General features: G+C 73.3%; 20 protein-coding genes. 9 read left to right on the forward strand and 11 right to left on the reverse strand.

From position 1 onward, the window contains the following. The first annotated feature begins 128 nt into the window (after window positions 1-128). Together ABT354_RS13030 and ABT354_RS13035 are read left to right on the forward strand one after the other, a co-directional pair. Window positions 129-2,258, forward strand: coding sequence for a carbon starvation CstA family protein (locus tag ABT354_RS13030; protein WP_351492719.1), 2,130 nt, complete (start codon window positions 129-131; stop codon window positions 2,256-2,258). Then, window positions 2,255-2,506 (forward strand): YbdD/YjiX family protein, encoded by a 252-nt coding sequence (locus tag ABT354_RS13035; RefSeq protein WP_351492721.1) that lies wholly within the window; start codon window positions 2,255-2,257, stop codon window positions 2,504-2,506. The genes ABT354_RS13030 and ABT354_RS13035 overlap by 4 nt, the downstream gene beginning before the upstream one ends. 337 nt (window positions 2,507-2,843) lie before the next feature. Here the strand turns inward: ABT354_RS13035 and tgmB are convergent, their stop codons facing one another. The 8 genes from tgmB to ABT354_RS13075 form a co-directional block, all read right to left on the reverse strand. Next, window positions 2,844-3,779: an ATP-grasp ribosomal peptide maturase gene (tgmB, locus tag ABT354_RS13040; RefSeq protein WP_351492724.1), complete on the reverse strand. Its 936-nt coding sequence runs from the start codon at window positions 3,777-3,779 to the stop codon at window positions 2,844-2,846. Window positions 3,780-3,792: 13 nt separating this feature from the next. Next, window positions 3,793-3,984, reverse strand: coding sequence for a putative ATP-grasp-modified RiPP (tgmA, locus tag ABT354_RS13045; RefSeq protein WP_351492726.1), 192 nt, complete (start codon window positions 3,982-3,984; stop codon window positions 3,793-3,795). Window positions 3,985-4,896: 912 nt separating this feature from the next. Then, complete coding sequence (locus tag ABT354_RS13050; protein WP_351492728.1) at window positions 4,897-5,880, reverse strand: phosphotransferase enzyme family protein; 984 nt, start codon at window positions 5,878-5,880, stop codon at window positions 4,897-4,899. A gap of 11 nt (window positions 5,881-5,891) precedes the next feature. Continuing rightward, complete coding sequence (locus ABT354_RS13055; protein WP_351492730.1) at window positions 5,892-6,614, reverse strand: YoaK family protein; 723 nt, start codon at window positions 6,612-6,614, stop codon at window positions 5,892-5,894. 81 nt (window positions 6,615-6,695) lie between these two features. Continuing rightward, window positions 6,696-8,027, reverse strand: a complete 1,332-nt coding sequence (locus ABT354_RS13060) for a type III PLP-dependent enzyme (RefSeq protein WP_351492732.1) — start codon at window positions 8,025-8,027, stop codon at window positions 6,696-6,698. Beyond that, window positions 8,024-9,775 (reverse strand): IucA/IucC family protein, encoded by a 1,752-nt coding sequence (locus ABT354_RS13065; protein ID WP_351492734.1) that lies wholly within the window; start codon window positions 9,773-9,775, stop codon window positions 8,024-8,026. The genes ABT354_RS13060 and ABT354_RS13065 overlap by 4 nt, the downstream gene beginning before the upstream one ends. Beyond that, window positions 9,772-11,520, reverse strand: a complete 1,749-nt coding sequence (locus tag ABT354_RS13070; RefSeq protein ID WP_502983407.1) for an IucA/IucC family protein — start codon at window positions 11,518-11,520, stop codon at window positions 9,772-9,774. The genes ABT354_RS13065 and ABT354_RS13070 overlap by 4 nt, the downstream gene beginning before the upstream one ends. 71 nt (window positions 11,521-11,591) lie before the next feature. Further along, window positions 11,592-12,785, reverse strand: coding sequence for an ATP-grasp domain-containing protein (locus ABT354_RS13075; protein WP_351492736.1), 1,194 nt, complete (start codon window positions 12,783-12,785; stop codon window positions 11,592-11,594). A 405-nt stretch (window positions 12,786-13,190) separates the two neighbouring features. On the opposite strand from ABT354_RS13075, the gene ABT354_RS13080 reads away from it, so the two are divergent. The 4 genes from ABT354_RS13080 to ABT354_RS13095 all read left to right on the forward strand — a co-directional run bounded on the left by ABT354_RS13080 (window position 13,191) and on the right by ABT354_RS13095 (window position 16,646). Further along, complete coding sequence (locus ABT354_RS13080; protein WP_351492738.1) at window positions 13,191-14,051, forward strand: (2Fe-2S)-binding protein; 861 nt, start codon at window positions 13,191-13,193, stop codon at window positions 14,049-14,051. A gap of 24 nt (window positions 14,052-14,075) precedes the next feature. Then, complete coding sequence (locus tag ABT354_RS13085) at window positions 14,076-15,266, forward strand: cation:proton antiporter (protein WP_351492740.1); 1,191 nt, start codon at window positions 14,076-14,078, stop codon at window positions 15,264-15,266. Between the two features lie 182 nt (window positions 15,267-15,448). Beyond that, entirely contained in the window at window positions 15,449-15,694 is a 246-nt protein-coding gene (locus tag ABT354_RS13090; RefSeq protein ID WP_351492742.1) for a DUF6296 family protein, read from the forward strand. A gap of 220 nt (window positions 15,695-15,914) precedes the next feature. Further along, window positions 15,915-16,646, forward strand: coding sequence for a DUF2470 domain-containing protein (locus ABT354_RS13095; protein WP_351492744.1), 732 nt, complete (start codon window positions 15,915-15,917; stop codon window positions 16,644-16,646). Between the two features lie 124 nt (window positions 16,647-16,770). Here the strand turns inward: ABT354_RS13095 and ABT354_RS13100 are convergent, their stop codons facing one another. Then, window positions 16,771-17,220 carry an SPW repeat protein gene (locus tag ABT354_RS13100; protein ID WP_351492746.1) on the reverse strand — a complete coding sequence of 150 codons (450 nt, stop codon included), beginning with the start codon at window positions 17,218-17,220 and terminating at the stop codon, window positions 16,771-16,773. 348 nt (window positions 17,221-17,568) lie between these two features. Here ABT354_RS13100 and ABT354_RS13105 point away from each other — a divergent pair, with 348 nt between their 5' ends. Continuing rightward, entirely contained in the window at window positions 17,569-18,423 is an 855-nt protein-coding gene (locus tag ABT354_RS13105) for a hypothetical protein (protein WP_351492748.1), read from the forward strand. Window positions 18,424-18,527: 104 nt separating this feature from the next. Here the strand turns inward: ABT354_RS13105 and ABT354_RS13110 are convergent, their stop codons facing one another. Then, window positions 18,528-19,739 carry an MFS transporter gene (locus tag ABT354_RS13110; RefSeq protein ID WP_351492751.1) on the reverse strand — a complete coding sequence of 404 codons (1,212 nt, stop codon included), beginning with the start codon at window positions 19,737-19,739 and terminating at the stop codon, window positions 18,528-18,530. Window positions 19,740-20,052: 313 nt separating this feature from the next. Here ABT354_RS13110 and ABT354_RS13115 point away from each other — a divergent pair, with 313 nt between their 5' ends. Continuing rightward, window positions 20,053-20,565 (forward strand): SRPBCC family protein, encoded by a 513-nt coding sequence (locus ABT354_RS13115; protein ID WP_351492753.1) that lies wholly within the window; start codon window positions 20,053-20,055, stop codon window positions 20,563-20,565. Between the two features lie 108 nt (window positions 20,566-20,673). Beyond that, complete coding sequence (locus ABT354_RS13120) at window positions 20,674-22,749, forward strand: ATP-binding protein (protein ID WP_351492756.1); 2,076 nt, start codon at window positions 20,674-20,676, stop codon at window positions 22,747-22,749. A 148-nt stretch (window positions 22,750-22,897) separates the two neighbouring features. On the opposite strand, the gene ABT354_RS13125 is transcribed toward ABT354_RS13120, so the two are convergent. Continuing rightward, window positions 22,898-23,812: a LysR family transcriptional regulator gene (locus ABT354_RS13125; RefSeq protein WP_351492758.1), complete on the reverse strand. Its 915-nt coding sequence runs from the start codon at window positions 23,810-23,812 to the stop codon at window positions 22,898-22,900. Between the last annotated feature and the right edge of the window lie 30 nt (window positions 23,813-23,842).

Raw genomic sequence — 23,842 nt, forward strand, 5'->3', positions numbered from 1 at the left:
AAACCCGCTGATCGGCAACTCTTCCACGATCCCCGAACCCCGACCCTCGACCTTGACCCTTCGACCTTGACCTTCGACCCCGATCCCTGATCCCTGATCCCTGATCCCTGATCCCTGAAGGAGCATGTGTGTCCGGTTCATCCGCGCCCCCGTCCCGCTTCCGCCCGAGGACCGTTCTGATCTGGACCGCCGTCTCGGCCGTCGGCGCGCTCTGCTGGGGTGTCCTGGCCCTCGCCCGAGGTGAGGAGATCTCCGCGGTCTGGCTGGTGGGCGCCGCCCTCGGCACCTATGCCATCGCCTATCGCTTCTACTCCCGGTTCCTGGTCACCCGGGTGCTCCGCCCCGACGACACCCGGGCCACCCCCGCCGAACGGCTGGACGACGGGGTCGACTACCAGCCCACCGACCGCCGGGTGCTGCTGGGCCATCACTTCGCGGCCATCGCGGGCGCGGGTCCCCTGGTGGGCCCGGTCCTCGCGGTGCAGATGGGCTATCTGCCGGGCACCATCTGGATCGTCTTCGGTGTGATCTTCGCCGGGGCGGTGCAGGACATGGTGGTCCTCTTCCTCTCCATGCGGCGCGACGGCAAGAGCCTCGGCCAGATGGCCCGGGAGGAGATCGGCAAGGTCGGCGGGGCGGCGGCGCTGATCGCCGTCTTCATCATCATGATCATCCTGCTGGCGGTGCTGGCGCTGGTCGTCGTCAACGCGCTGGCCCACTCGCCCTGGGGCACCTTCTCGGTGGCGATGACCATCCCGATCGCCCTGTTCATGGGCTTCTATCTGCAAATGATGCGGCCGGGGCGGGTCCTGGAGACCAGTCTGATCGGTGTGGTCCTGCTGCTGCTCGCCATCGTGGGCGGCGGCTGGGTCGAGAACTCCTCCCTCGCGGACACCTTCACCCTCAGCCCCACCACCCTGGTCTTCTGTCTGGTGGGTTACGGCTTTGTCGCCTCGGTGCTGCCGGTGTGGATGCTGCTGGCGCCCCGTGACTATCTCTCCACCTTTATGAAGATCGGCACCATCGCGCTGCTCGCCCTCGGGGTGGTGATCGCCGCGCCCACGCTCCAGGCCGACGCGGTGACGGACTTCGCCTCCTCCGGCGCGGGGCCGGTCTTCGCCGGCTCGCTCTTCCCCTTCCTCTTCATCACCATCGCCTGTGGTGCCCTCTCCGGCTTCCACTCCCTCGTCGCCTCCGGCACCACGCCGAAGCTGATCGAGAAGGAGTCTCAGGTGCGGATGATCGGCTACGGGGCCATGCTCATGGAGTCCTTCGTCGCCGTGATGGCGCTGATCGCCGCCTCCGTGCTGGACCCGGGGCTGTACTACGCGATGAACGCGCCCGCGGGGCTGCTCGGGGACTCCGTGGAGTCCGCCTCGCAGGCGGTGGCCAACCTCGGCTTCACCATCTCGCCCGAGGAGCTGGCGGCGGCGGCCAAGGCGGTCGAGGAGAGCACCCTGGTGGCCCGAACCGGCGGTGCCCCGACGCTGGCGGTCGGGATGTCGCAGATCTTCTCCGACGTCATCGGCGGCGAGGGGATGAAGGCGTTCTGGTACCACTTCGCGATCATGTTCGAGGCGCTCTTCATCCTGACCACCGTGGACGCGGGAACCCGGGTGGGGCGTTTCATGCTCCAGGACATGCTCGGCAATGTGTGGAAGCCGCTCGGCCGGGTGCAGTGGAAGCCGGGCATCTGGCTGGCGAGCGCGGTGGTGGTGGCCGGGTGGGGGTACTTCCTCTACGCCGGGGCCACCGACCCGCTCGGCGGGATCAACCAGCTCTTCCCGCTCTTCGGCATCGCCAACCAGCTGCTGGCGGCCATCGCGCTGACCGTGGCGACCACCCTGCTCATCAAGACCGGGCGGTTCCGCTGGGCATGGGTGACCGGGGTGCCCCTCGCCTTCACGGTCGCGGTCACCTTCACGGCGAGCTGGCAGAAGGTCTTCTCGCCCGATCCCCGGGTCGGCTTCTTCGCCCAGCGGGACCGGTTCGCCGACGCCATCGACGCGGGGAAGGTGCTGGCACCCGCGAAGGACATGGACGACATGCACACCATCGTCACCAACTCCACCGTCGACGGGGCACTGATCGTGGTCTTCGTGGTCCTGGTGACCACCGTGATCGTCAACGCGGCGCTGGTCTGTGTCCGGACACTGCGGTCGCCGGAGCCGCCGCCGACCAGCGAGGCTCCCTATGTGGCCTCGACCATCGGCACCGGCCCGGACCTGGCGAAGACCCCGGTGGGAGCCCGCGAGTGAGCGCCACGGTCCCGCGCCGGGAGGGACCGGCCGGACAGGGCGCGCTCGGCGCCGTGCGGGCGGCACTCGGCCGGGGGGCCCGGGCGGTCCACTGGTATCTGCGGGAGCTGACCGGGGAGTCGGCGTACGACCGGCACTGCGAGCGCCATCGCCGGCTGAGCCCGGGGAGCGAGCCGCCGACCCGGCGGGAGTTCCAGCGGATGCGCACCCGCCACCAGGAGGGGGCCGCGGCCTCGCGCTGCTGCTGAGACCCCCGGGTGCGGGGCGGAGCCGTCGCGACGGCTCCGCCCCGCCCCGTGTCAGCGGGTCCTGGCGTCGCCCCGGGTGGAGTCGTCCGCACGGGGGTCCGGCGCGGAAGGATCACCGGAGAATCGCCGCGCGGGGTGTGCGGAAGTTTCGCGGAATGTGGACGACCTGAGGAGACGACCGCATCCGGCAGGGCGCGGGGGGCATACACCTTTGTCCGAAAACAGCCGCCCACCCCTCTCCGGTATCCGATCTCCGCCCTCCGGGGAGGGCGTCCGGATCCGCGCCGGCCCCGGGAGAACCGGGGAGCGGCACGGCCCCGGCGGGCCGCGGCGACCGTCAGAGCGGCTCCCCGGGCGCGCCGAGCCAGCCCGCGACCGCGTCCGCGATCGGCTGTTCGGTCTCCAGCTCGATGAACCCGAACTGGCCGCCCTGATTGCACTCCAGGAACCACCAGGTGCCCTCGCCGTCCTCGGCGAAGTCGAACGCCCCGTAGGCGAGGCCGGCCAGCCGCAGATACCGGTCGACGGCCCGCTGGACCCGGGGGGACACCTCGACCGGCCGCCAGAGGTGGCCGGTGTCGCCGAACCTCCCGTCCACCTGGCCCGGCTCGGCCGTCTTGCGCGCGGCGAAGATCTCCTCTCCCACGGCGGTGAGCCGGATGTCCGCCTTCTTGGCGATGTACCGCTGGAGCAGGGTGGGCCCGGCGGCGACCTCGGCGAAGTCGGTACCGGGCGGGACAAGGGTGGTGGGCAGCGCCATCGGAGGGTCGTCCGGCGGCTTGCCCGAGATCGCCTTCACCACCACATGCCGGTACTGATCGGCGAACTGCCGGGCCACCCGCGGATAGGTCGTGACGACCGTCGCGGGCACGGGGAAACCGCTGCGGTGCGCCACCCGCAGCTGCCAGGGTTTCAGCCGTGCCCGTGCGGCGGCGGCACGCTCGTTCATCCAGCGGGCCGCCGTGCAGTCCAGCATGCCGTACAGCGCCTGGCCGCTCTCGGCGGTCAGCCACGCGGACGGCTCGGCGGCATGCGCCGCCGGTTCGCTGGGCCTGCGCACCCAGATGGAGCGCAGGCCGTCCATGCTCACCACGCGCCCACCGGTCGAGAGATACCCGCGGAATTCCCCGCGGACATATTCCGCGGAGAGCGCGCCCTCGCCCGGGAGGTCGCCCGGATCGAACCTGACGAGCGGGACGCCCCGTTTGTGGAGCTGCGCCACCACCATGTCGGCGGTGACGTCCTGCTCGCAGGTCAGGATCAGTACCGTCATCGTGTGTGTGGGGTCAGTCGTCGAAGTGGGTGGCGGATCCCGCCGTGGAGGTAGTGGTGCCGACCGCAGCCAGCAACGCCCGGTCCAGGATGGCGGGCCGCCCGTCGGGCAGCACATTCAGCTGAAGGGTTGCGTCGTACGAGTACTGGTCGACCACAGGCGCCAGCTCGGCCGGACGTGCGTAGTTCCACGCGAACGGTTTCATGCTTTCTCCCTGCCCACACGGGACTGTCCGGGGCCACGGTGTGGCCACTGAGGCAATACGTCGAGTTGATGTAGTCGATTCATCACGTACCGTCATATTGCAGAAACTACTTGCCGATCCGGAGTCCACCGATCCACGCAGCCGCATATTCACTCCGTGAACATCTCGGCACACACGGGTGGTTGACGCTTTCCCGGCACTTATGAAGACGCTTGAGGCGTCAATTTCGTGCACCCATCAGGGGAGTGATGTCGGTCACCATCAGCCCCAGGAGTCCCACTGGTCACATTCGTTACCAATGTTCGCTCACACTGCCCCTCGCATGATGAACACAGCGTGATACCGCGTTCCCTTTTCGGTGATCACCGCCGGCGCCCGGTGCGCGGACGCGGAAGCCCCGTTTCGCGGGCCGCCCCCGGAAGCCCGGCAGGGTCGGCACACTCAACCGCAATCGTACGAGTAAAGGTCCGGTTTACCCATGCCGGGTACCCTATCCCCGGCATCGAGTGCAGCCGTTTCCGGACACCGAGTGCCCACCCCGACCGGAACCGCTGTCACCCGTAAGCAGGGTGCCCCCCGGTATTCCCGTGTTGACGGAGCCGCACGTGACTCCGGTCACCGAAGGTGTCGGGTTCGACTGCGGGGGTAACTGTTTACCGATCACCGAAACACGGCGCACACGGAACGTGCGGGAATCGTCACCCGAAAGAGCGCCCGGGCATTCGGCATTGGGCGTACGGAACATCCGCGGGGCGCCCGGAGCGATTCCCTCGTACGGTGAATTCCCACAGGAATCGGCCCGGTTCACCCTGGTCGGATTCAACGAGCCGGGTACGCGGGCGCGTTGGGCCATTCATACGACCGGAGGCGGACGTACGGCCCCGCGCGGGGCGCGGGGCCGTACCCCCGGGGTCAGCCGTCCGCGAGACGCCGTGCGGCGCGGGCGAAGCCCTCCCAGGCGAGCTCGGTGTCGGCGCTCCGGGTGTGCGGCCCGCGGAACCATTCGAGATAGGCGGCCAGATCCTCCAGATCCCAGCGCAGCTCGTACAGGGCGAGCGCGGCGGCGTCCGGCGTACGGCCCGTCAGCTCCGTGTAGCGGTCGAACTCGGCGGGCTCCCGCGCGACATGCCACAGATCCCGCTCGGGGAACGCCACGGCGACGGTGTCCCAGTCGATGAGGACGGAGCGGTCGCCCTGCCGGAGGACATTGCCCGGGTGGGGCTCACCATGGGTGAGCACCGGGGCGGCGCCCCGCTCGCGCAGCGCGCGGCAGCGGCGGTCGTACTCCTCCAGCCACTCTCCGAGCCGGACGTCGGCCAACGCCTCCCTGGCCGGTTCAGCGAAGGGACCGCCGCTCCAGGGGCGGGCCGCGTCGGCGATGGCCCGGTGCAGCTCGGCACGGCGCGCGGGACCGTCGGGCAGGACGGGGGCCACCGCTGGGACGGGGGCGCGGTGAAGGGCGGCGAGCATCTCCACCGTCCGCAGCCGGACCGCCGGGTCGTCCTCCCGTTCGTACTCCCCCGCTATGCCGTCCAGCCAGGGGAAGACCGCGACGGCGTACCGCTCGCCGAGGGGGCGCAGGATGGCGCCGTCCCGGTCGGGCAGCGAAGCGACGACGAAGTCGAGCCCGGCGCGCGCCCGGAGGAGGCGGGCGGTCTCCAGGGCCCGGCCGACCACCTCCCGGACGGTGCCGGGGTCCGGGTCGGCGTGGCCCTTCTGGGTCAGATCGAAGACCGTGACGAACCAGCGGGTGCCGTCGGCGGCGGTGGCGCTCCAGTGGTGGTCACCGAAGCCGACCGGCAGATGCCGGGGCCGCGCGTCGATGTCCCAGGCGCGCAGGGCCGCACGGATCGCGTCGTCGTCGGGGGCACCGGGACCGTTCGGGCGTTCCTTCATGGCACCGCACGCTAGCCTCCGCCCCGGCGGGGTCGCATCCGGTTATCCGCGCGGCGGTTGGCGAGGGTGTGCCCCGCAGCGGTGAGCAGGACCGCCGCGGCCACCGTGAGCAGGACGGCGTACGGGGGGACGGTCGCGTGCAGCAGGGCGGCGCCCAGCAGCCCGCCCGCGAACATGGCGCCGACGGCGAAGAGACGGTGGCGGATCCGCCAGGGCTCGGTGGGGTGGGGGTCGCCCGGGGCGGGCAGGGTGAACAGGGCGGTGAGGGAGCGGGTGGCGACGGTCGTGGAGAGGTCGGGCACCCGGGCGCGCAGGGTGGTGACATTGCGCAGCCCCATGGCGGTGCCGACGATGGCGGTGACGGCGTGGTGGGTGGCGGTCCGGGTCGGATCGCCCGTCTCCACCGCACGGGCGACCAGGGCGGCGGCGGTGAGCAGCGCGGCCTCGGTGAGCAGCGCCGGCGGGAACCAGCGGACGCCGTGGCGGTCCGCGTCCCGGGTGAGGCGGGCGCCGAGCAGCGCGCCCGCGGTGAAGCCGCCGAGGGAGGCGACGGAGGCCGCCGGGGAGAGGCCGCCCTCCCCGGCGACGGCGAAGCCGAGCAGCAGGAGGTTGCCGGTCTGGACGGCGGTGAAGACCGGGCCGAGGACAAGGAAACTGACCGCCTCCACCATGCCGGTGGTGACGGTCAGTACGGTCAGGGCGGTCGTCAGCGCGGTCCCGGGGGTGGGCTGCATCGCCGGTCTCCTTCCCGGGGCCGCGGGTCGGGGAGTCCGGTCGGCGACGACGATAGCGGGGGGCGGCCCTGTTTGCCGGGCTTACCCGCCTTTGCCCGCCTGTGTCGCGGCCGGATCACCCGGGGTGCCGTCCGGGCCGATGCCATCCGGGCCGGTGCCGGTATCGGTCTCGACTGCGGCTGCGGTCTCGGCTGCGGCTGCGGCTTCGGTGAGGAAGTGGAAGCCGGGCCGGGGGTGCATCAGGAAGTCATGGTGGGAGATGTTCCAGGCGTAGGCACCGGCCAGGGCGAAGACCACCCTGTCCCCGGCGCGCAGCGGCGCGGAGAGCGGGACGGAGCGGGCGAGGAGGTCCTTCGGGGTGCACAGCTGTCCGACGAGGGTGACCGGCCCGGTGCCGGGGGTCGTGGGGCGGGGCCAGGGGTGCGGCCAGGCGTCGGCGGGCAGGACCGTGCAGGGCTGGTCGTGTCCCTTGGTGGCGGGGGTGCGCAGATGGTGGGTCCCGCCGCGCAGCACGGCGAAGTCCTCGCCATGGCTGCGCTTCACATCGAGGACGTCGGTGGCGTACCAGCCGCAGTAGACGGTCAGGGCGCGGCCGGGCTCGATCCGCAGCACGGTGTCGGGGTGGGCGTCGGCGATCTCGGCGAGCCCTCGCCCGTACCGCTCCCAGTCGAAGCGTTCGCCGGGGCGGGCGTAGTCGACGGCCATGCCGCCCCCGACATTGACCTCGCGCAGCGGCAGGCCGTGGCGGGCGGTGAGTTCGGCGGCCCACGCGGTGACGGAGGCGGCGACGGCGAGTTGGGCGTCGGCGTCGAGTCCGCTGGCGAGATGGGCGTGGACGCCGAGGAACTCCAGGGGGGATTCCCGGTCGCCCGCCCGGGCGGTGAGGGCGCTCAGGACGGTGTCGGCGTCGGCCGGGTCGATACCGAAGGGGGCCGGGCGGCCGCCCATGGTGAGGGCGGAGCCGTCCAGCACGGTGCCGGGGACGTCGAGGTTGACGCGGAGCAGCACCCCGGCGCGGGTCTTCGAGCGGGTGGCGAGATCGGCGAGGACGGTGAGTTCATGGGCGCTCTCCACATGGAAGCGCTGGACGCCGAGGTCGAGGGCGGCCCGGAGTTCGGCCGGGGTCTTGCCGGGTCCGCCGAAGGCGAGCGGGTGGCCGGGGACGGCCGCCGCCACATGGGCCAGTTCGCCGCCGGAGGCGACCTCGTAGCCGTCGACATGGGGGGCGAGCGCGGCCAGGATCTCCGGTTCGGGGTTGGCCTTGGCGGCGTAGTACAGCTCCACCCGGTCGGGGAGGGCGGCGCGGACGGCGGCGGCGTGGGCGCGCAGGGCGCCGAGGTCGTAGACATAGGCGGGCAGCCGGTCGGGGCCGAGGGCGTGGACGTGGTCGCGCACGGCGCTGGTGGTGGTCATCGGGGGCTCCAGTGGGCGTGGGCGCGAAGGGCCTGGGTGAGCACATCCTCGGCGAGCGGGGACGGCAGCCGGACATATCCGGCGTCCCGGTCGGCGGCCCGTTCCCAGCGGGCGAGCAGATTGGCCTTGGCGGGCAGCGGCACTCCCGCGAGCAGGGCCCGCAGCCGGGGCGGGTTCCCCGCGCTCGCGGCGTACTCCTCGACGGTGCGGCGCACCTCGGCCCAGAGGGCGGCCTCGGCCGGGGGGTGGAGATCGGCGAGGGCGGCGAGGAGTTCGGCGATGTGGTTGACGAGGAGGCAGTAGACGACCCGGTCCCAGCCGCGCCGGGCGTCGTAGGTGAGCGGTCCCGCGACCTCCGGGGGCAGTGCGGCGAGGGTGCGCTCATGGTGGTCGGGCAGGAGCTTGGTGCCCTCCAGGTCGCGGAAGAGCAGCTGTTCGGGGGTGCCGTCGGCGCCGACGCAGACGATCACGTTCTGGAGGTGGGGTTCGAGGACCAGGCCGTGGTCGAAGTAGGCGGCGAGCACCGGGGGGACGAGAAGTCCGAGGTATCCGCGCCACCAGCGCAGGATCCGGTCGGGGTCGCGGCCGGTGAGCCGGGAGACATGGCCGGGTCCGGTGGGGTACTCGTCGGCGACGGCGGCGGCGAGCAGGGGGGTGACACCGGGCCGCAGCCGGGGTCCGAGCCCTTCGCGGACGATGACGCCGAAGCCTTCGAGGAGGGCCCGGTCGGGGCGGCCGTCGGCGCCGGGGAGGGCGAGGCTGCGATAGGCGGGTTCGCGGAGCATGCCGGTGCCGGGGAAGCGGGCGGCGAGATCGGCGAGAACGGGGTCGAGGACGCGGGTGAGGGCGACCGCTCCGCTCAGCTCGTAGTGGGCGTTCTTCCGCAGACAGTTGGTGATACGGACGTTGAGGCTGAATTTCAGGAAGGTGTCGCCGTCGTAGAGGGTGCGGACGGAGGCGGTGGGGGTGAAGAGGCGGTCGCCGGGGCCGAGGTCGAGCAGGTCGCCCCGGTCGAGGGCGGCGGCGAGGGCGGGTGCGGTGCGCAGCTGCTCGTACTGCCAGGGGTGGGCGGGGAGCAGCCGGTATCCGGGGGGTACGGGCCCCAGCCGGTCCAGGGGCGCGGTGGCGCCGGGGACGGCGCTCTCCTCGGCGATCAGATGGTCCCGTACGGCGAGATGGCGCAGCGGGAAGGCGGCGCGGGCCTCGGGCGCGTAGGCGGACCAGGTGTCGGGGTCGGAGCCATGGGCCTTGGGGGTGGGGTGGAAGCGGTGGCCGAGGACGAGGGACTGTTCGGAGGCGAGATAGGCGCCGAGCGGGTCGGCGGGTTCGTCGGCGGGCCGGGCGTGGGCGGCGAGGGCGGCGGTGACGCCGCGGTGGCTGGCGGCGACCTGGGGCAGGAACTCGTCGTTGCGGGCGCCGGTGCGCTGGGAGAGTTCGGCGTGGGTGTGGGCGGCGAGGCGGCGCCAGTCGACCTCGGCCCAGCCGTCGGCGCCCTGTTCGGCGACGGGTCCGGTGAAGCGGTGGGCGCCCAGCAGCGAGGTGCGGCGGAGCGCGACCCGCAGCAGGACACCGCGGCGGGGCAGGCGCAGCAGCAGATGGCCGTCGCTGACGGCGGTCTGGTGCTCGGGGGCGGAGACCTCCCGCAGCAGACAGTTGAGGAGGGTGTGGGCGACGGCTTCGTCGGGGGTCGGCAGCCGGGACGGCGGGCCCGCCCAGGCGGCGGCGCGGTCGGGGGTGGTACTGGTCATCGGGTTGCCCTTCCCCAGGTCAGATAGTTGGGGCCGGTGGTGTAGTGCTTGTTGATGTCCGCCGCCCCTGATCGCTCCTTGGCGAGCAGTGTGCCCGCCGTGACCATGGCCTTGACGGGCAGGTGGGGGGCGTGGAGGACATGGGCGCGCAGCAGGTCCGCCCGCGGGGTCTCCAGGCGGTCGACGGCTTCGGTGAGCCGGTCGCGTACCAGGGTGAGCAGTCGTTCCAGCGGCGCGTGTCCCCGGCGGGCGAGCCCGAAGGCGTAGGCGCCCGCGCAGAGGTGGACCGTGATGGTGGTGAACAGGTCGAGTATCGGGCCGTCGTTGTCGACGGTGATGCGGGGGTCGGCGAAGTCGGCCGGATCCTGTCCGAGGCCCGCCGCCGTCCGGGCGGCGTGGACGCGGGGTCCGTCGTTGTCCTTGAGGAGCAGCCGCAGCCGGGTGGGGCCGTGGTCCGTGTCCAGCAGCAGGGAGATGTTCTGCTGGTGGGACTCCAGGGCGATGCCATGGCCGAAGAGGGTGGTCTGCCAGTCGAAGAGGAGGGTGAGGAGGGCGTCGAGGAGGGCGAGCGGGTCGCCGCCGTAGAAGCGGTCGGCGAGGTGGTCGAGGAGGAGCCGTTCGCCGGGGCCGGGGGCGAGCAGGGCGGCGAGGGGCACGATGGTGGTCCGGTCGAGACCGGGCGGCAGGGTGCGGACGAGAACGGCGAGGAGTTCATGGCCGGCGTGGGCCCAGCGGGTCTCGTCGGCGTGGAGCACGGTGTCGCGGAAGCGGGGCTCGCGGGCGATGACCCGTTCCAGGAGCCGTTGTCCGGCGGTGCCGTCGATCAGGGTGCCGGGCTTGATGGTGCGCCGGTTGAGGCGGCCCAGGGTCGCGGTGGCGAGGGGCAGTTTGAGGTGGACGGTGGGGTCGGCGGTGAGGGCGACGGTCCGGAGGGAGAGGGTGGGGACGGCTTCGGCGTAGGGTTCGCCGTCGAGTTCGGCGTGGCGGTCGAGGCCGGTGGCGGCGAGTACGGCGGCGAGGGGTCCGGCGGCGGTGAGCGGGTGGACGGGGAGGGCGATCCGGTCGCCGTCGGTCCAGGGCAGCGGGGGTGGGGTGCCGTGGACGGTGACCCGGTCCAGGGGGAGCAGCAGTCTGCGGAGGGTGATCCGGGGGTGGAACTCCGGTGCGCAGGCGCGCAGTTCCTTCTCGCCGAGGCCGATCCGGGCGCGTCCGGTGGGGTGGACGGGGTGGTCGGTGCGGGCGGCGAGGGTGTCGAAGGCGAGGGCGGCGGCGGGTCCGGTCCACTCCTCGGGCCGGGGACCGTAGCGGCTGGTGAGGTCGTCGGTGACGGCCTGCCGGGTGGCGGTGTGGAGGCGGGCGGCGGCGAGCGCGTGGCGGTGCTCGTCGGCGAAGGCGGTGAAGCCGTCCCGGTCGCGGGGGTCGGCGAGGGCGGCGAGCGCGGTGAGGACGGCGTCGGCGGTGGTGAGCTCCCGGCCGTCGGAGGCGCGGCGCAGCAGCGGCAGCCGGGTCTCGACGGCGCTCTGGAAGCCGGGTTCGGCGGGGTGTACGGGGAGCAGCCAGGCGTCGTGGGCGCCGTCGTCCAGCCGGAGCCAGCGGCCGTCGGGGTGTTCCTCGGGGGTGGTACGGGTGCGCAGTCCGGCGACGTCCTCGCGGAGCAGGGCGTCCAGGACGGCGAGGAGCAGCCGGCGCTCGTCGGGGTCGCCGGCGCCCTCGGGAGCGGTGGCCCCGGGGGCCGCAGGCTCCAGGGCGGTGGCGGTGGTCCCGGGGGCAGTGGGGGTCGGGACCGTGGCCCCGGGGGCGGCCTCAGGGTTCTGGATCACGGAGTGATCTCCCAGCTCAGTCCGGCGGTGAACTCGTCCACGACCCGGTCGACGCGCTCCCGGCCGGGGCCGATGGCGCGGACGATGCCCAGGAAGTCGCGGTTGGTGCCGTACAGCTCATGGCGCTCACCGATCTCGCGGGCGGGACGGTAGGTCAGCCGGACGCCGTCGATGGTGAGGTCGGCGGGGCCGGGCGCCGCGGTGAGGGTGCCCGCCCGCTCGGCGAGCGGATAGGCGAGCCGGGCGGCGCGGTCGTGGCGCAGGCCGAGGCTGTCGGGGAGCGGTTCACCGAGGTGGGTGCGGAGGATGTGCTCGAAGAGCGGTATGCCGAGGAGTTCGGCGAGCAGCAGGTCGCACTGGTCGCCGATGGCCCGGTAGTTGACCTCGATGATCCGGGCGCGTCCCGCGTGGACGACGAATTCGGTGTGGCAGGCGCCGAATCCGGCGCCGAGGGCGGTGAGCGCTTCGAGGACCTGGGTGACGACGGGTTCGGGGAGGGCGGGCACAAAGGCCATCCGCTCCTCGATGAAGTACGGGAGCGGGGAGAGTTCGGTGTGGAAGCCGCCGAGGACATGGAGCCGGCTGCCGTCGCCGAGGGTCTCCAGGGTGTGCAGCTCACCCGGGAGGTACTCCTCGGCGACCAGGGCGGCGCCGGGGCGGCGGGCGCGGATCGCGGCGGCGTGCCGGAGGTAGTCGTCGGGGCCCTCGACCCAGATGACGTCCTCGCTGGCGACTCCTTCGCGCGGCTTGAGGACCCAGGGGAAGGGGAGGGTGGAGTCGAGGAGGTCGGCGGGGTCCTGGCGGGCGGCCAGTTCGAGGGAGCGCACGGCGTCGGCGGTGAGCAGTCGGCGGGTCTGGGCCTTGTCCTTGGCGGCGAGCGCCGCCCGCCAGCTCTTGCCGGGGAGGCCGAACCACTCGGCGGCCAGCGCGGTCTGGGTCTGGAGGTGGTCGCTGTTGCTGAAGACGGCGTCCGGGCGGCGGTGGCCGGAGATCCTGCTGATGACGGCGTGGAAGTCGCGTACGTCGCAGTCGAGGATCTCGACGCCGGGATGTCTCTCGCGGTAGCGGTCCCGGTGTGCGCCGGGCTGATCGGTCAGCAGGGTGACATCGAGTCCCAGCCGATCCGCGGCCGGAAGGAACCCTTCGGTGACCGAGTCGGTGGGGTTGTGGGCGAGCACATACATCTGCATGGGTGAAATACTTCCGCGCGCACATTCGCCGGGCAGGGGGACAGGCAGGAAAGCTACAGGGCCACTGCGGGCGGCCCCGACCGCGCCCCCGGGGTGAACTCCCAGGTCGCGGCGGACCGGTCACGGGGGATCAGCCACGGCGGAGCTTAGGTTAGGCATCCCTAAGAAAGCCAATTCGCCGCACCATGAGCCCCGTTGGTGTTCCTATCCGATCATGTGGTTAAGGTGAGCCTTACCTTCACGCGTTACGGTCCTGGTGTCCTCGACCGGACTCTGGTCCCCCTGTGTCTCGGCAGCCACCGCTGCCCGTTCCTTCCCACCCTGCCCGCCCGGCACTCCTGACGACCGCTCACGCTGTCGACGGGGCCACCGGGCACCGCGCTTCCCCCTCCCTGAGGAGTTCCCGTGACCCTGGCCCCGGCGCTCGCACCTGCCGGAGCTGCCCTCAGCTGCTCCACCCTGATCGCCTCCGCGTACCGCCGGCTCGCCGGTGTGTGCGAGGCCCTGCCGCTGGAGATCGCCGAACCGTGTACCGCCACGGCCCAGGGGTGGATCGACGGAGCGGAACTGGCCGCCCGTACCGACCTGCTCGACGCCTTCCTGGACGGGGAGGACCGCCGCATCCGGGAGCGGTACGCCCTCACGGCCCGCCCCGATGTGGTCGCGTCCAGGGCCCTGCACGGCTTCCTCTGGTCCTCCGCCCTGCTGATCAGCGGACCCTGGTACCTGGAACGCCGGGTCCCCCGGCTGCTGCCCGCACAGGTGCGGATCAGCCGGGCGGGCGACCGCTGCGCGGTGGTGCCCGGCGCCTTCTCCTGTCTGCCCGACGACCCGGCGGCCGGACTCCCGGGGGTACGGGTGGTCTCCGGCGAGGAGTCGCTGCGGGACACCCTGCGCGCCGCCGTCGCCGACCATGTCCGGCCCCTGCTGGCCGCGATCGGCCCCCGGGTACGCCGGGGCCCGAGGGCGCTGTGGGGCATGGTCACCGACGACCTGGTCTCCGGGATCTGGTACCTGGGACGGATGCTGGGCGACGAGGAGCGGGCGGTACGGGAGGCCGAGGCCCTGCTGCCGGGCGCCGTGGGCCCGTACCCCGGCGGCGCCGCCTTCCGCAGGCTGACGGGGCGCGAGGGGGACTCGTACCCCACCCGTACCCGCATGGGCTGCTGTCTCTTTTACGCCATCCGCCCGGCCGAGGCGTGCTCCACCTGCCCCCGGACGGATGACACCGAGCGGCTGCGCCGCCTGGAGGAGCCCGCCGGCTGACACCGGGTGCGGTAGACACGGCGCATGGCCCACCCGGGAACCCTTCTCCTGATCATGGCCGTCGCCGTGCTCGCCCCGCTGCTGGCCCATGCCGCCGGGCGCTGGATCCGCGTCCCGCTGGTGATCTTCGAGATCGCGCTGGGCATCGCCGTCGGACCGGACGTCCTGGGCTGGGCGCACACCGACACGGTCATCGACACCCTCTCCCGGCTGGGCCTGGCGATGCTCATCTTCCTCGCCGGGTACGAGATCGACTTCACCGCCGTCGGGGGGACGGTCCTGCGCCGGGCGGCCGGGGCCTGGCTGGCCGCCCTGGCGCTGGGGCTCGGGGCCGCGGCCACCCTGGCCCCCCGGGACGCCGCCGTGGTCATCGGCACCGCCCTCACCAGTACCGCGCTGGGGACCGTCCTGCCGATCCTGCGGGACAGCGGCGATCTGCGCGGACGGTTCGGCACGGTGATGCTGGCCTTCGGCGCCGTCGGCGAGTTCGGCCCCATCATCGCCATGGCGCTCCTGCTGAGCGGGCGGGCGCCGGCCCAGGCGGCGGTGCTGCTGGTCGCCTTCGCGGTGGTGACGGCGCTCGCGGTGGTGTGGGCGGCACGGCCCCGGCCCCCGTGGTTCTCCCGGGTGGTCGCGGAGACCCTGCACAGCAGCGCGCAGTTCGCGGTGCGCTGGGTGATGCTGCTGCTGGTGTCGATGCTGGCCCTGGCGGCGGCCTTCGGTCTCGACACACTGCTCGGGGCGTTCGCCGCCGGAGTCCTCACCCGGCTGGTCCTCGCCGGTGCCGCCCCCGGCGACAGCGCCGAGATCCTGGGCAAGGTCGAGGCCATGGGGTTCGGCTTCCTCGTCCCCGTCTTCTTCGTGGTGACCGGGATCGAGTTCGATCTGCGGGCCCTGCTCGACGGCGGGCGGGAACTGCTGCTGCTCCCCCTCTTCCTGCTGCTCTTCCTGGTGGTGCGGGGCGGGCCGGTGTATCTGCTGGCCCCGCGCGACCTCGGCCGCGCCGACCGGGGGGCGCTGACGCTCTACTGCGCCACCTGTCTGCCGCTGGTGGTGGCGATCACCACGATCGGGCGCGGCGAGGGGGTCATCGGGTCGGGCGAGGCGGCGGCGCTGGTGGGGGCGGCGATGCTGTCGGTCCTGATCTTCCCGCTGTCGGCGCTGCGGCTGCGGGCCGGGCGGAGCACGGCCGGGGCCGAGGACGAGGCATGGTGAACCCGGCCCCGGGGGCGGGGACGAGGCACAGCGGGCCCGGCCCCGAGCGGGCCCGCCGGGCACTCCCCAGGCGCGCGCATCGCGTCTGGGTCACGATGGGGAGGGACCGTGCGCACAGGTGCGGGAGCGGACGGACCGCTCACCCGGGGCGGCCCGTGCCGGAGGTCCGCGCAGGAGGGCGCATGGGGTACGCGGAGCGGTACGAACTGGTCTTCACGGTCTCCGGCGCGGAGGACGACACCGTCGTCGTCACCCGCACCGAGCGGAGCGGAGCGGGCGGACATCCCGTGTACGAGGACGAGACCGGCATCGTCCGCGCGGAGATCACCGAACACGGCGAGGTGCGGATGGTGGCGAGCGGCGCCCATCAGGCACCGGGTCTGCCCGTGACGGTACGCCCGCTGGACCGACGCGACGGACCGGACTGATCCGATCCGCACCGCCCGTACCACCCGTACTGCCCGTACCACCCGTACCGGACCGCCGCACGGGGGCGCGCGGGGGCGGGAAGACGGAGTCCGGACGTGGGACGGGGGCGCACCGAAGACAGCTTCGGGCTTGGCGATCGACCCCATCGGGGCTTAGGTTAGGCATACCTAAGTGCACGGGCGTGAGTTGCGCCGTCGCGCGGAGATGTGGAGACCCCGGATGCGCCGTCTGTTCAACACCCCGCCCGCAGAGCCGTGCAGCGCCGAGCGCGTACGGTCCATCCTCACGGCGGCCGACTCGATGACCGTGGTCACCGACGAGGGGCGGACCGAGGTCTCCCGTCTGGACGGCACCGGAGGCCCCGAGAGAGTCCATCTCCACCCCGCCCCGGACCGGGAGTGGGACGCGGCGCCGGACCCGGACGACTCCACCGTCCGCGCGACCCTGGAGTTCACGGATGTCGCCCCCACCCCGGTGCGCGACCGGATCCGGGCCCGGCTCTCCCTCTCCGGGTGGCTCCTGGAGCCGCCCGGACACGCCGTGCCCGAGGGCAGCCGCTGCATGGAGTTCTCCCACGCCGTCCTGGAGACGGCGGACCGGCGGACCATCACCGTCGAGCTGGAGGAGCTGATGGCCGCGGAGACCGATCCGCTGGCCGTGTGCGAGGCGGGCATGCTCACCCATCTCGTCGACGACCACGCCGATGTGGTGGGCCTGCTGCTGCGGCTGCTCAAACCCCGCACCACGCCCGGGGTACGGCGGGTGCTGCCGCTCGCCATCGACCGCTACGGGATCACCCTGCGACTGGAGCACGACAGCGGCCACGAGGACGCGCGGCTGGCCTTCCCGCACCCGGTCGAGGACGCGGACGAGGCCGGGGAGCGCATCCACGCCCTGCTCAGCTCGGCCCGGCTCCGCTCCCCCCGGAACTGGCTGCTGAGCGACTCCTGACCCCGCGTCGGGCGCGCCCACCGGGGGCGGCCCGGCCCTCACACCCGGCCCTCACGCATGGCACGGGCCGTCCCGGGGTACGGGACGGCCCGTGCGGTGCGTGGTGCCGCTTCCGGCCATCCGGTCATCCGGCGCCATGGCGTCCGCGCCCGCTGCGCATGGCCACGGCGGTGCAGACCAGCCCCAGCACAAAGGTCAGGCCGCCCAGCACGGCGTTGGTCCAGATGACACCCGCGTCCGGGTTGCTCCCCACGATCCAGGGCGCGATGACCAGCCAGGCACCCATCGCGCACATGGCCCAGCTCAGCCCGTACATCCGTTCGGGAGTGACGGTGAAGCCCAGGGCGAGCACCACGATCGCGATGCCCATGATCAGATTGTGGGTCGCCAGCGCGGGCTGTGTGCTCGCGAAGTGGACGATCCACGGGGTCACTGCGCAGGCGAGCCCGACCAGGAAGACCGGACCGTCGACGAGCGCCACATCGCGCCCGCCGAGCACGCGGGCATAGCGGTCCCGCATCTCGGTGATGTCGGGATGCCCCGCGAGATCCCCCCTGTGTGAGACGCCGGCCATACGACTCGCCTCCTTCGGCACGATGTCCGTCCGACCGAACCGCGCTGCGGATCAGCGCACTTCCAGTGTGCGCTTATCTGTTCTTTATGGACAATCAAATCAGTTGAATTCTCACTTTTTCGCTTGAGGAGACCGGGGGCGGACCCGGGCGGACCGTCACCCGGACGCAGCACCCGGGCGCACGGATGCAGCACCCGGACCCAGGACCGGAGTTCCCGGGGAATCCGCTGGTCACGGCCGGGTTCCCGGACGGGTGCGGGCGGGCGGGAGCCGGGGTGCGGTTGCCGTACGTGAGGAGTCGTCCACACCGTGAGGGCGAGTCCGCACCCTTCCGAAGGAGCTCCACCCATGCGTTTCGCAGCACCGCTTTCCCGGGCGCTGGTGCCCTCCGCGCTCTGCGCCACGGTCGTCCTCGGGGTGACCGGTCCCGCGGTCGCCGCCGCCTCCGCCCTCCCGCCGGACACCGGGTCCGGGCGGGCCGCGACGGCGGTCGCCGCCGCCGACGATGTCGTACCGGCCCATGTCCGGGAACTGCTCGCCCATATCGCGGCGGTCCAGAGCGCCGGTACGTCGACCGCGTCGGATACGACGGACCTGGCGGACCTGGCGGGAGCGGCGGGGATCCCGACCGGTGGGCAGCCGGACGCCGCGCCCGGCCGGACGGACAGCACGGACGACGCCCTCGCCGACTACCGGGGCGAGGTGGCCCGGCTGGTCCTCGACGCGATCGGCCGGGCGACGGGGGCGACCGGGGCGGCGGCGCCCCAGACCGCCACGGACCTGCCGGGCTCCCAGGACGCCCTCGCCGCGGCCCTGGCCGGCGTGACCGATGGCGGGTCGCCCACGGGCGCCGCCCCGGCCTCGCCGTCGGACCTCTCCTCCCTCTCCCAGCTGGGCGGCCTCCTCGGACAGTCGGCTCCGGCCTCCCCCAGCCAGTCCGCACCGGCCGGCCTGGACGCCCTCCTCGGCCAGCTCTCCCCCGCCTCCCCCACCCAGAACTCACCCGCCGGACTCGACTCCCTCCTCGGACAACTCTCGCCCGCCGCACCGGCCCAGAACTCACCGGCGGGGCTCGGCTCCTTCCCGCTGCTGGGGCAGCCGGCCGCCGCACCGCAGGCGCAGTCCGCGCCCTCGGGCCTGGCCTCCGTACCGCTCCTGGGACAGATCACCGAGCTGATCCAGGCGGCCTCGGCCACTTCCTGAACCGGCGGCAGGGGCGGGCCCGGTGCGGGCCCGCCCCTGTCCATCCTCCGCCCCCGCCGCCGCGCTGACCCCGGGCGGTGCCCCGGGCGGTCCCTCGGCCCGGGTCAGCCGAGGCGGCCCGCCGGCGCCGGGCTCGGGGTTGCAGCCGGGCCACCGACCGCCACCACGGCCCGCTCCCGCCGCTCCAGCAGCCGGGCGAGGAGCGCGAGCCCCAGCGCGGCGGTGGCCAGCAGGGCGCCGACCCAGTTGGGCGCGGTGTAACCCCAGCCCGCCGCGATCACCAGACCGCCCAGCCAGGCGGCGAGCGCGTTGCCCAGGTTGAAGGCCCCGATATTGACGGCGGAGGCCAGGGTGGGGGCGCCCGCGGCACGGTCGAGCACCCGCTTCTGGAGCGGCGGTACGGTCGCGAAACCGAGCCCGCCGATCAGGGTGACGGTCACCGCCGCGGCGGCCTTGTCCTGGGCGGTGAGGGTGAACAGGCCCAGCACCAGGGCGAGCCCCGCCAGGGAGATCAGCAGCAGGGGCATCAGCGCGCGATCCGCGTACCGGCCCCCGATGAGGTTCCCGGCCATCATGCCGAGGCCGAAGAGGACCAGCAGCCAGGTGACGGAGGTGTCGGCGTACCCCGTGACATCGGTCATCATCGGGGCGATGTAGGTGAGGGCGGCGAAGACACCGCCGAAGCCGAGCACGGTCATGGCCATGGCGAGCAGCACCTGGACATCGCGCAGGGCGGCCAGTTCATGGCGGAGCCGCACCCCTTCCGGCCGGGGCAGCTCGGGCACCAGCCGGGCCACCCCCAGCAGTCCGAGCACACCGAGGGCCGCCACCGCCAGGAAGGTGACCCGCCAGCCCGCGGTCTGTCCGACGAAGGTGCCGAGCGGCACGCCGATGACATTGGCGAGGGTCAGCCCGGTGAACATCAGCGCGATGGCACCGGCCCGCTTCTCCGGCGCGACCAGCCCCGCCGCGACGACCGAGCCGATGCCGAAGAACGCGCCGTGGTTGAGCGAGGCGACGATCCGCCCCGCGAGCATCACCTCGTACCCGGGAGCCAGCGCCGAGAGCAGATTGCCCACGATGAAGAGCGCCATGAGCAGCATGAGCATGCGGCGCCGGGGCAGCCGGGCGCCGAGGAGTGCCATCAGGGGCGCCCCCACGACCACCCCCAGCGCGTACCCGGTGACCAGGAAGCCGGCGGTCGGTATGGAGACCCCGAAGTCGGCGGCGACCTCGGGGAGCAGCCCCATGATCACAAATTCGGTCATCCCGATGCCGAAAGCTCCGAGAGCCAGGGCGAACAGGGCGAGGGGCACGGAGACCTCCGGATGATTGCACGGGCGGCTTATTTGCACACACATTAATTGCATGCACATTTACTTGCAAGCGCGCACTGGTTGCTCCCGTACGGCTCCGGGCTCCGTCAACCCGGTACGACCGGCCGCCCGTTCCGTTCATGCGACAATGCCCGCTGGCCCTACCGACGGGTCATGTCCGTCGTCCCCCGGGGCCGTCCTCCGCCCGGCCGGGCGGCCCGGGGACCGGTGATGGCCCCCGAGGGGAGTCGACGCCCGCTCCGGGGGCAAGGGCACCGCACAGCCCCCGTTCTCGACGGATCGGAGTCCCCCCGTGCCACGCTCTCTCGCGGTCTCGGACAGCATCGTCATCCAGGCCGCCCCGGCGGCCATCTACGCCCAGGTGAGCAACCCCGCCCTGATGGGCCGCTGGAGCCCGGAGAATCTGGGCGCGACCGTACGCGGCGGAACCTCCGACGCCTATGTGGGCATGGAGTTCGACGGGCACAACCGGCGCGGGCCACTGCGCTGGACCACCCGCTGCACCGTGACGGCGGCCGTCCCCGGCCAGCGCTTCGCCTTCCGGGTGCACGCCATCGGCAGAAGGCGCCCGCTGCTGCGCGGGCGCATAGCCACCTGGGAGTACCGCTTCGACCCGGTCGACGGCGGCACCCGGGTGACCGAGACCTGGCGGGACGACCGGCGGGCCTGGCCGGACCCCGTCGCCAACGCGTTCGACCGGCTGGCGACCCGGGGGCACACCTTCGCCGAGTTCCAGCGCGGCAACATCCGCCGCACCCTGCGCAATCTCAAGGAGGCGATGGAGTCCGCGCCCCGGCCCTCCTGACCCAGGGGCGCGAAGGCGGCGCCGAGGAGGGGCGCGGGGCGGTACGGGGTGGCGCGATTCGGACCACGGGCGCGTCCGCCCGCTCCCGAAGTGCGGGACACTGCACCGGTGTTGGGCAATCTCCCCGAGGACACCACCGGTTTCGTCGGCCGGAACAGCGAGCTGGCGGGGCTGGACCGGGCGCTGCGGGACCACCGGCTGATCACTCTCTCCGGCTGCGGCGGTGTGGGCAAGTCACGGCTGGCGCTACGGGCCGCGCGCCGCGGGCGCCCGGCCTTCCCCGACGGTGTGGCCTGGGCCGACCTCTCCCCCCTCCAGGGCGAACGGCTGCTGGTGGCCACCGTCTCGGACGCCTGCGACCTGTCGGACCACACCCCGCGCACCCCGGTGGACGCGCTGTGCGAATGGCTGGCGGACAAGCGGCTGCTGCTGGTCCTCGACTCCTGTGAGCATCTGCTCGCGCCCTGTCGCACCCTGGTGGCCGATCTGCTGACCACCGTGCCCGGACTGACCGTGCTGACCACCGCGCGCCGTCCGCTGGGCATGACCCCGGAACGGGTGATCGAGATCGAGCCGCTCCGGGAGGACGGGCCGGAGGCGCTGGAGCTGTTCCGCCGGCGGATGACCGCGGCCCCGCCGGGCTCCGGGGCCGCGGGCGCCCCGGAGCCGGCCGGGGACGGCTGGTTCGACACCGCCGACGCCGAACGGATCTGCCGCCGGGTCGAGGGCATCCCGCTGGCGCTGGAACTGGCCGCCGCGCAGGCGGCACGCACCGGAACCGCCGCCGTCGCCGACCGTCTGGCCTCCCGTTTCGAGGTGCTCAGGGCCGACGACGGCGTCCCGGTGCGGCCGGAGCGGCACCGGACGATGATCACCACCATCGGCTGGAGCCATGAGCTGTGCGCCCCGCACGAGCGGCTGCTGTGGGCCCGGCTGACCGTCTTCCGGGACGACTTCGACGAGACGGCGGCACGGGAGGTGTGTACGGGTGGACCGCTCGGCGCCGAGATGGTCGGGCCGCTGCTCGACGGGCTCGCCGACGCCTCGGTGATCTGCGTCCGCACCTCCGCCGGCGGGGGCGTCCGCTACCGGATGCTGGACACCATCCGGGACTACGGACGGATGTGGCTGCGGGAACTCGCCGAGGACGGCGCCGTGTCCGACCGGCACGCCGACCGCTTCCTCGGGCTCGCGGAGGTGGCGCACACGGCCTGGCTCGGGCCCGAGCAGGCGCACTGGTACCGCGCCGTCGGCGACGCCCACACCGATCTCTGCACCGCCCTGGACCATCTCCTGGCCACCGCTCCGGAACGGGCGCTGCGTCTGGTGGGCCTGGTCGGCTTCTTCTGGAGCTGCTGCGGCCATCTCCATGAGGCCCGGGGGTATCTGGAGCAGACGCTCGCCGCCCACCCGGGGGGCGGCCCGGACCGCACCCGGGCGCTGTGGGCGCTCGGCGTTGCGACGACCCTCCAGGGGGAGTACGGGACCGCCCTGCGGGTCAGTGACGCCTGCACCCGCTCCGCCCGGCGGGCCGGGCAGGCCGAGGGGATTCTGGCCGCGGCCTATCTGGCCGGGCTGATCGCCCTGCTGACGGGCCGTGCGCTGGACGCCGACCGGATCGCGGCCACGGCGCTGACGGAGACCGGGTGCGAACCCTTCGACTCGGCGGACGGGCTCCGCTGCCATCTGGTACGGGTCTTCGCGCTGACCGGCCTGGGGCGGCTGCCCGAGGCCCGGGAGAGGGCGCTGTGGCTGCGCCGGGGGTGCGTGGCGCGCGGTGAGTCCTGGACCCGGGCCTATCTCGACTACCAGCTCAGTCTGATCGCGCTGTTCGACGAGGAGCCGCACGGGGCGGCCGAGCACGCGCGGGCGATGCTCGCCGGGAAGCAGGGCATCGGCGACAGCTTCGGGATCGCGCTGGGGCTCGATCTGCTCGCCGCCGCCATCGCGGCGGGCGGGGACGGCGAACGCGCGGGCCTGGTGTACGGCACGGGACAGGCGTTCTGGAGCACCGTCGGCCACCCCCAGCGCGGCACCCCGGAGCTGGCCGCCGTGCGCGCCCAGTGCGAACAGGCCGCACGGGCCGTGGCCGGGGACGCCGTCTACGAACGCGCCTTCCGGCGGGGCGCCCGGTCCGACCGGGAGTCCGGCCTCAAGGCCGCCCTGATACCTCCGCCGCACTGACCTCCGCCCCCGGCCGGGACGGCCGACGACGGCGCTCGGACCCCGGCCGGGTCGGTGGGGCCGCCGAGGTTCTCGGGCCGCCCGGGCCGGAGCCGTCGGCGGGGTGCGGGCCGTCGGCGGGTGCGGGGTGGGCCCGGGAGCGGGGTGGTCAGCCGGCCGGGAGCTGTCCCGCGGCCCGGGAGAGGGAGTCGAGCACCGGGCTGATCAGAGGGTGCCGCTCGGCACCGCGCCGTACGGCGGCGAAGACCCGGCGGGTGGGCGCGGTGCCCGACACCGGCCGGACGACCGCATGGGTCAGCTCCATGCCGCGCAGCGCGGAACGCGGTACCAGGGCCACCCCGGCACCCGCCCCGGCGAGGGCGACCACGGCCCGGAAGTCGTCGGAGGAGTGGACCAGCCGGGGCTGGAATCCGGCCAGCTCACAGGCGAAGACGATCATGTCGTGGCAGGGGTTTCCGGGGTAGGGGCCGATCCACTCGCTCTCCGCCAGCTCCGCCAGGGCGACCGGCCCCGCGGTGCCCAGCGGATGATCGGCGCGGAGCACGGCGTCGAAGGGCTCGGCATAGAGCGGCACCCGGGCGAGGCGGGGGTCGTCCGCACCGGGAGCGCCCCGGTACTCGACCGCGACCGCGAGATCGGCCTCGCCGTCCAGGACCAGCGGCAGGCTCTCGTCGCCCTCGGCGTCCCGGACGCGGACCCGGATACCGGGGTGGTCGGCGGCGAGCAGCCCCAGGGCGGGAGCGACGACCTCGGCGATACCGGTGGCGAACGCGGCGGCCGTGACCTCCCCGGCCACACCGCCCGCGTAGGCGGCCAGCTCGGCCTCGGCACGCTCCAGCTGGGCGAGGACGGCATGGGTGTGGCCGAGCAGGATCTCCCCCGCTGCGGTCGGCCGGACGCCCCTGCCGTTACGGATCAGCAGGGTGTGGCCTGTCTCCTGCTCCAACGCGCTGAGCTGCTGGGAGACGGCCGAGGGGGTGAGGTACAGGGCCGCTGCCGCGGCGGTCACCGTACGGTGGTCCGCCACAGCCCGCAGAACGCGCAGCCGTCGGGGGTCGATCACCTGGCCATTCTGTCAGCAGCGCCGTGCGGG

This window comes from Streptomyces sp. NPDC000594 (assembly GCF_040299965.1).
Taxonomy (GTDB): Bacteria; Actinomycetota; Actinomycetes; order Streptomycetales; family Streptomycetaceae; genus Streptomyces.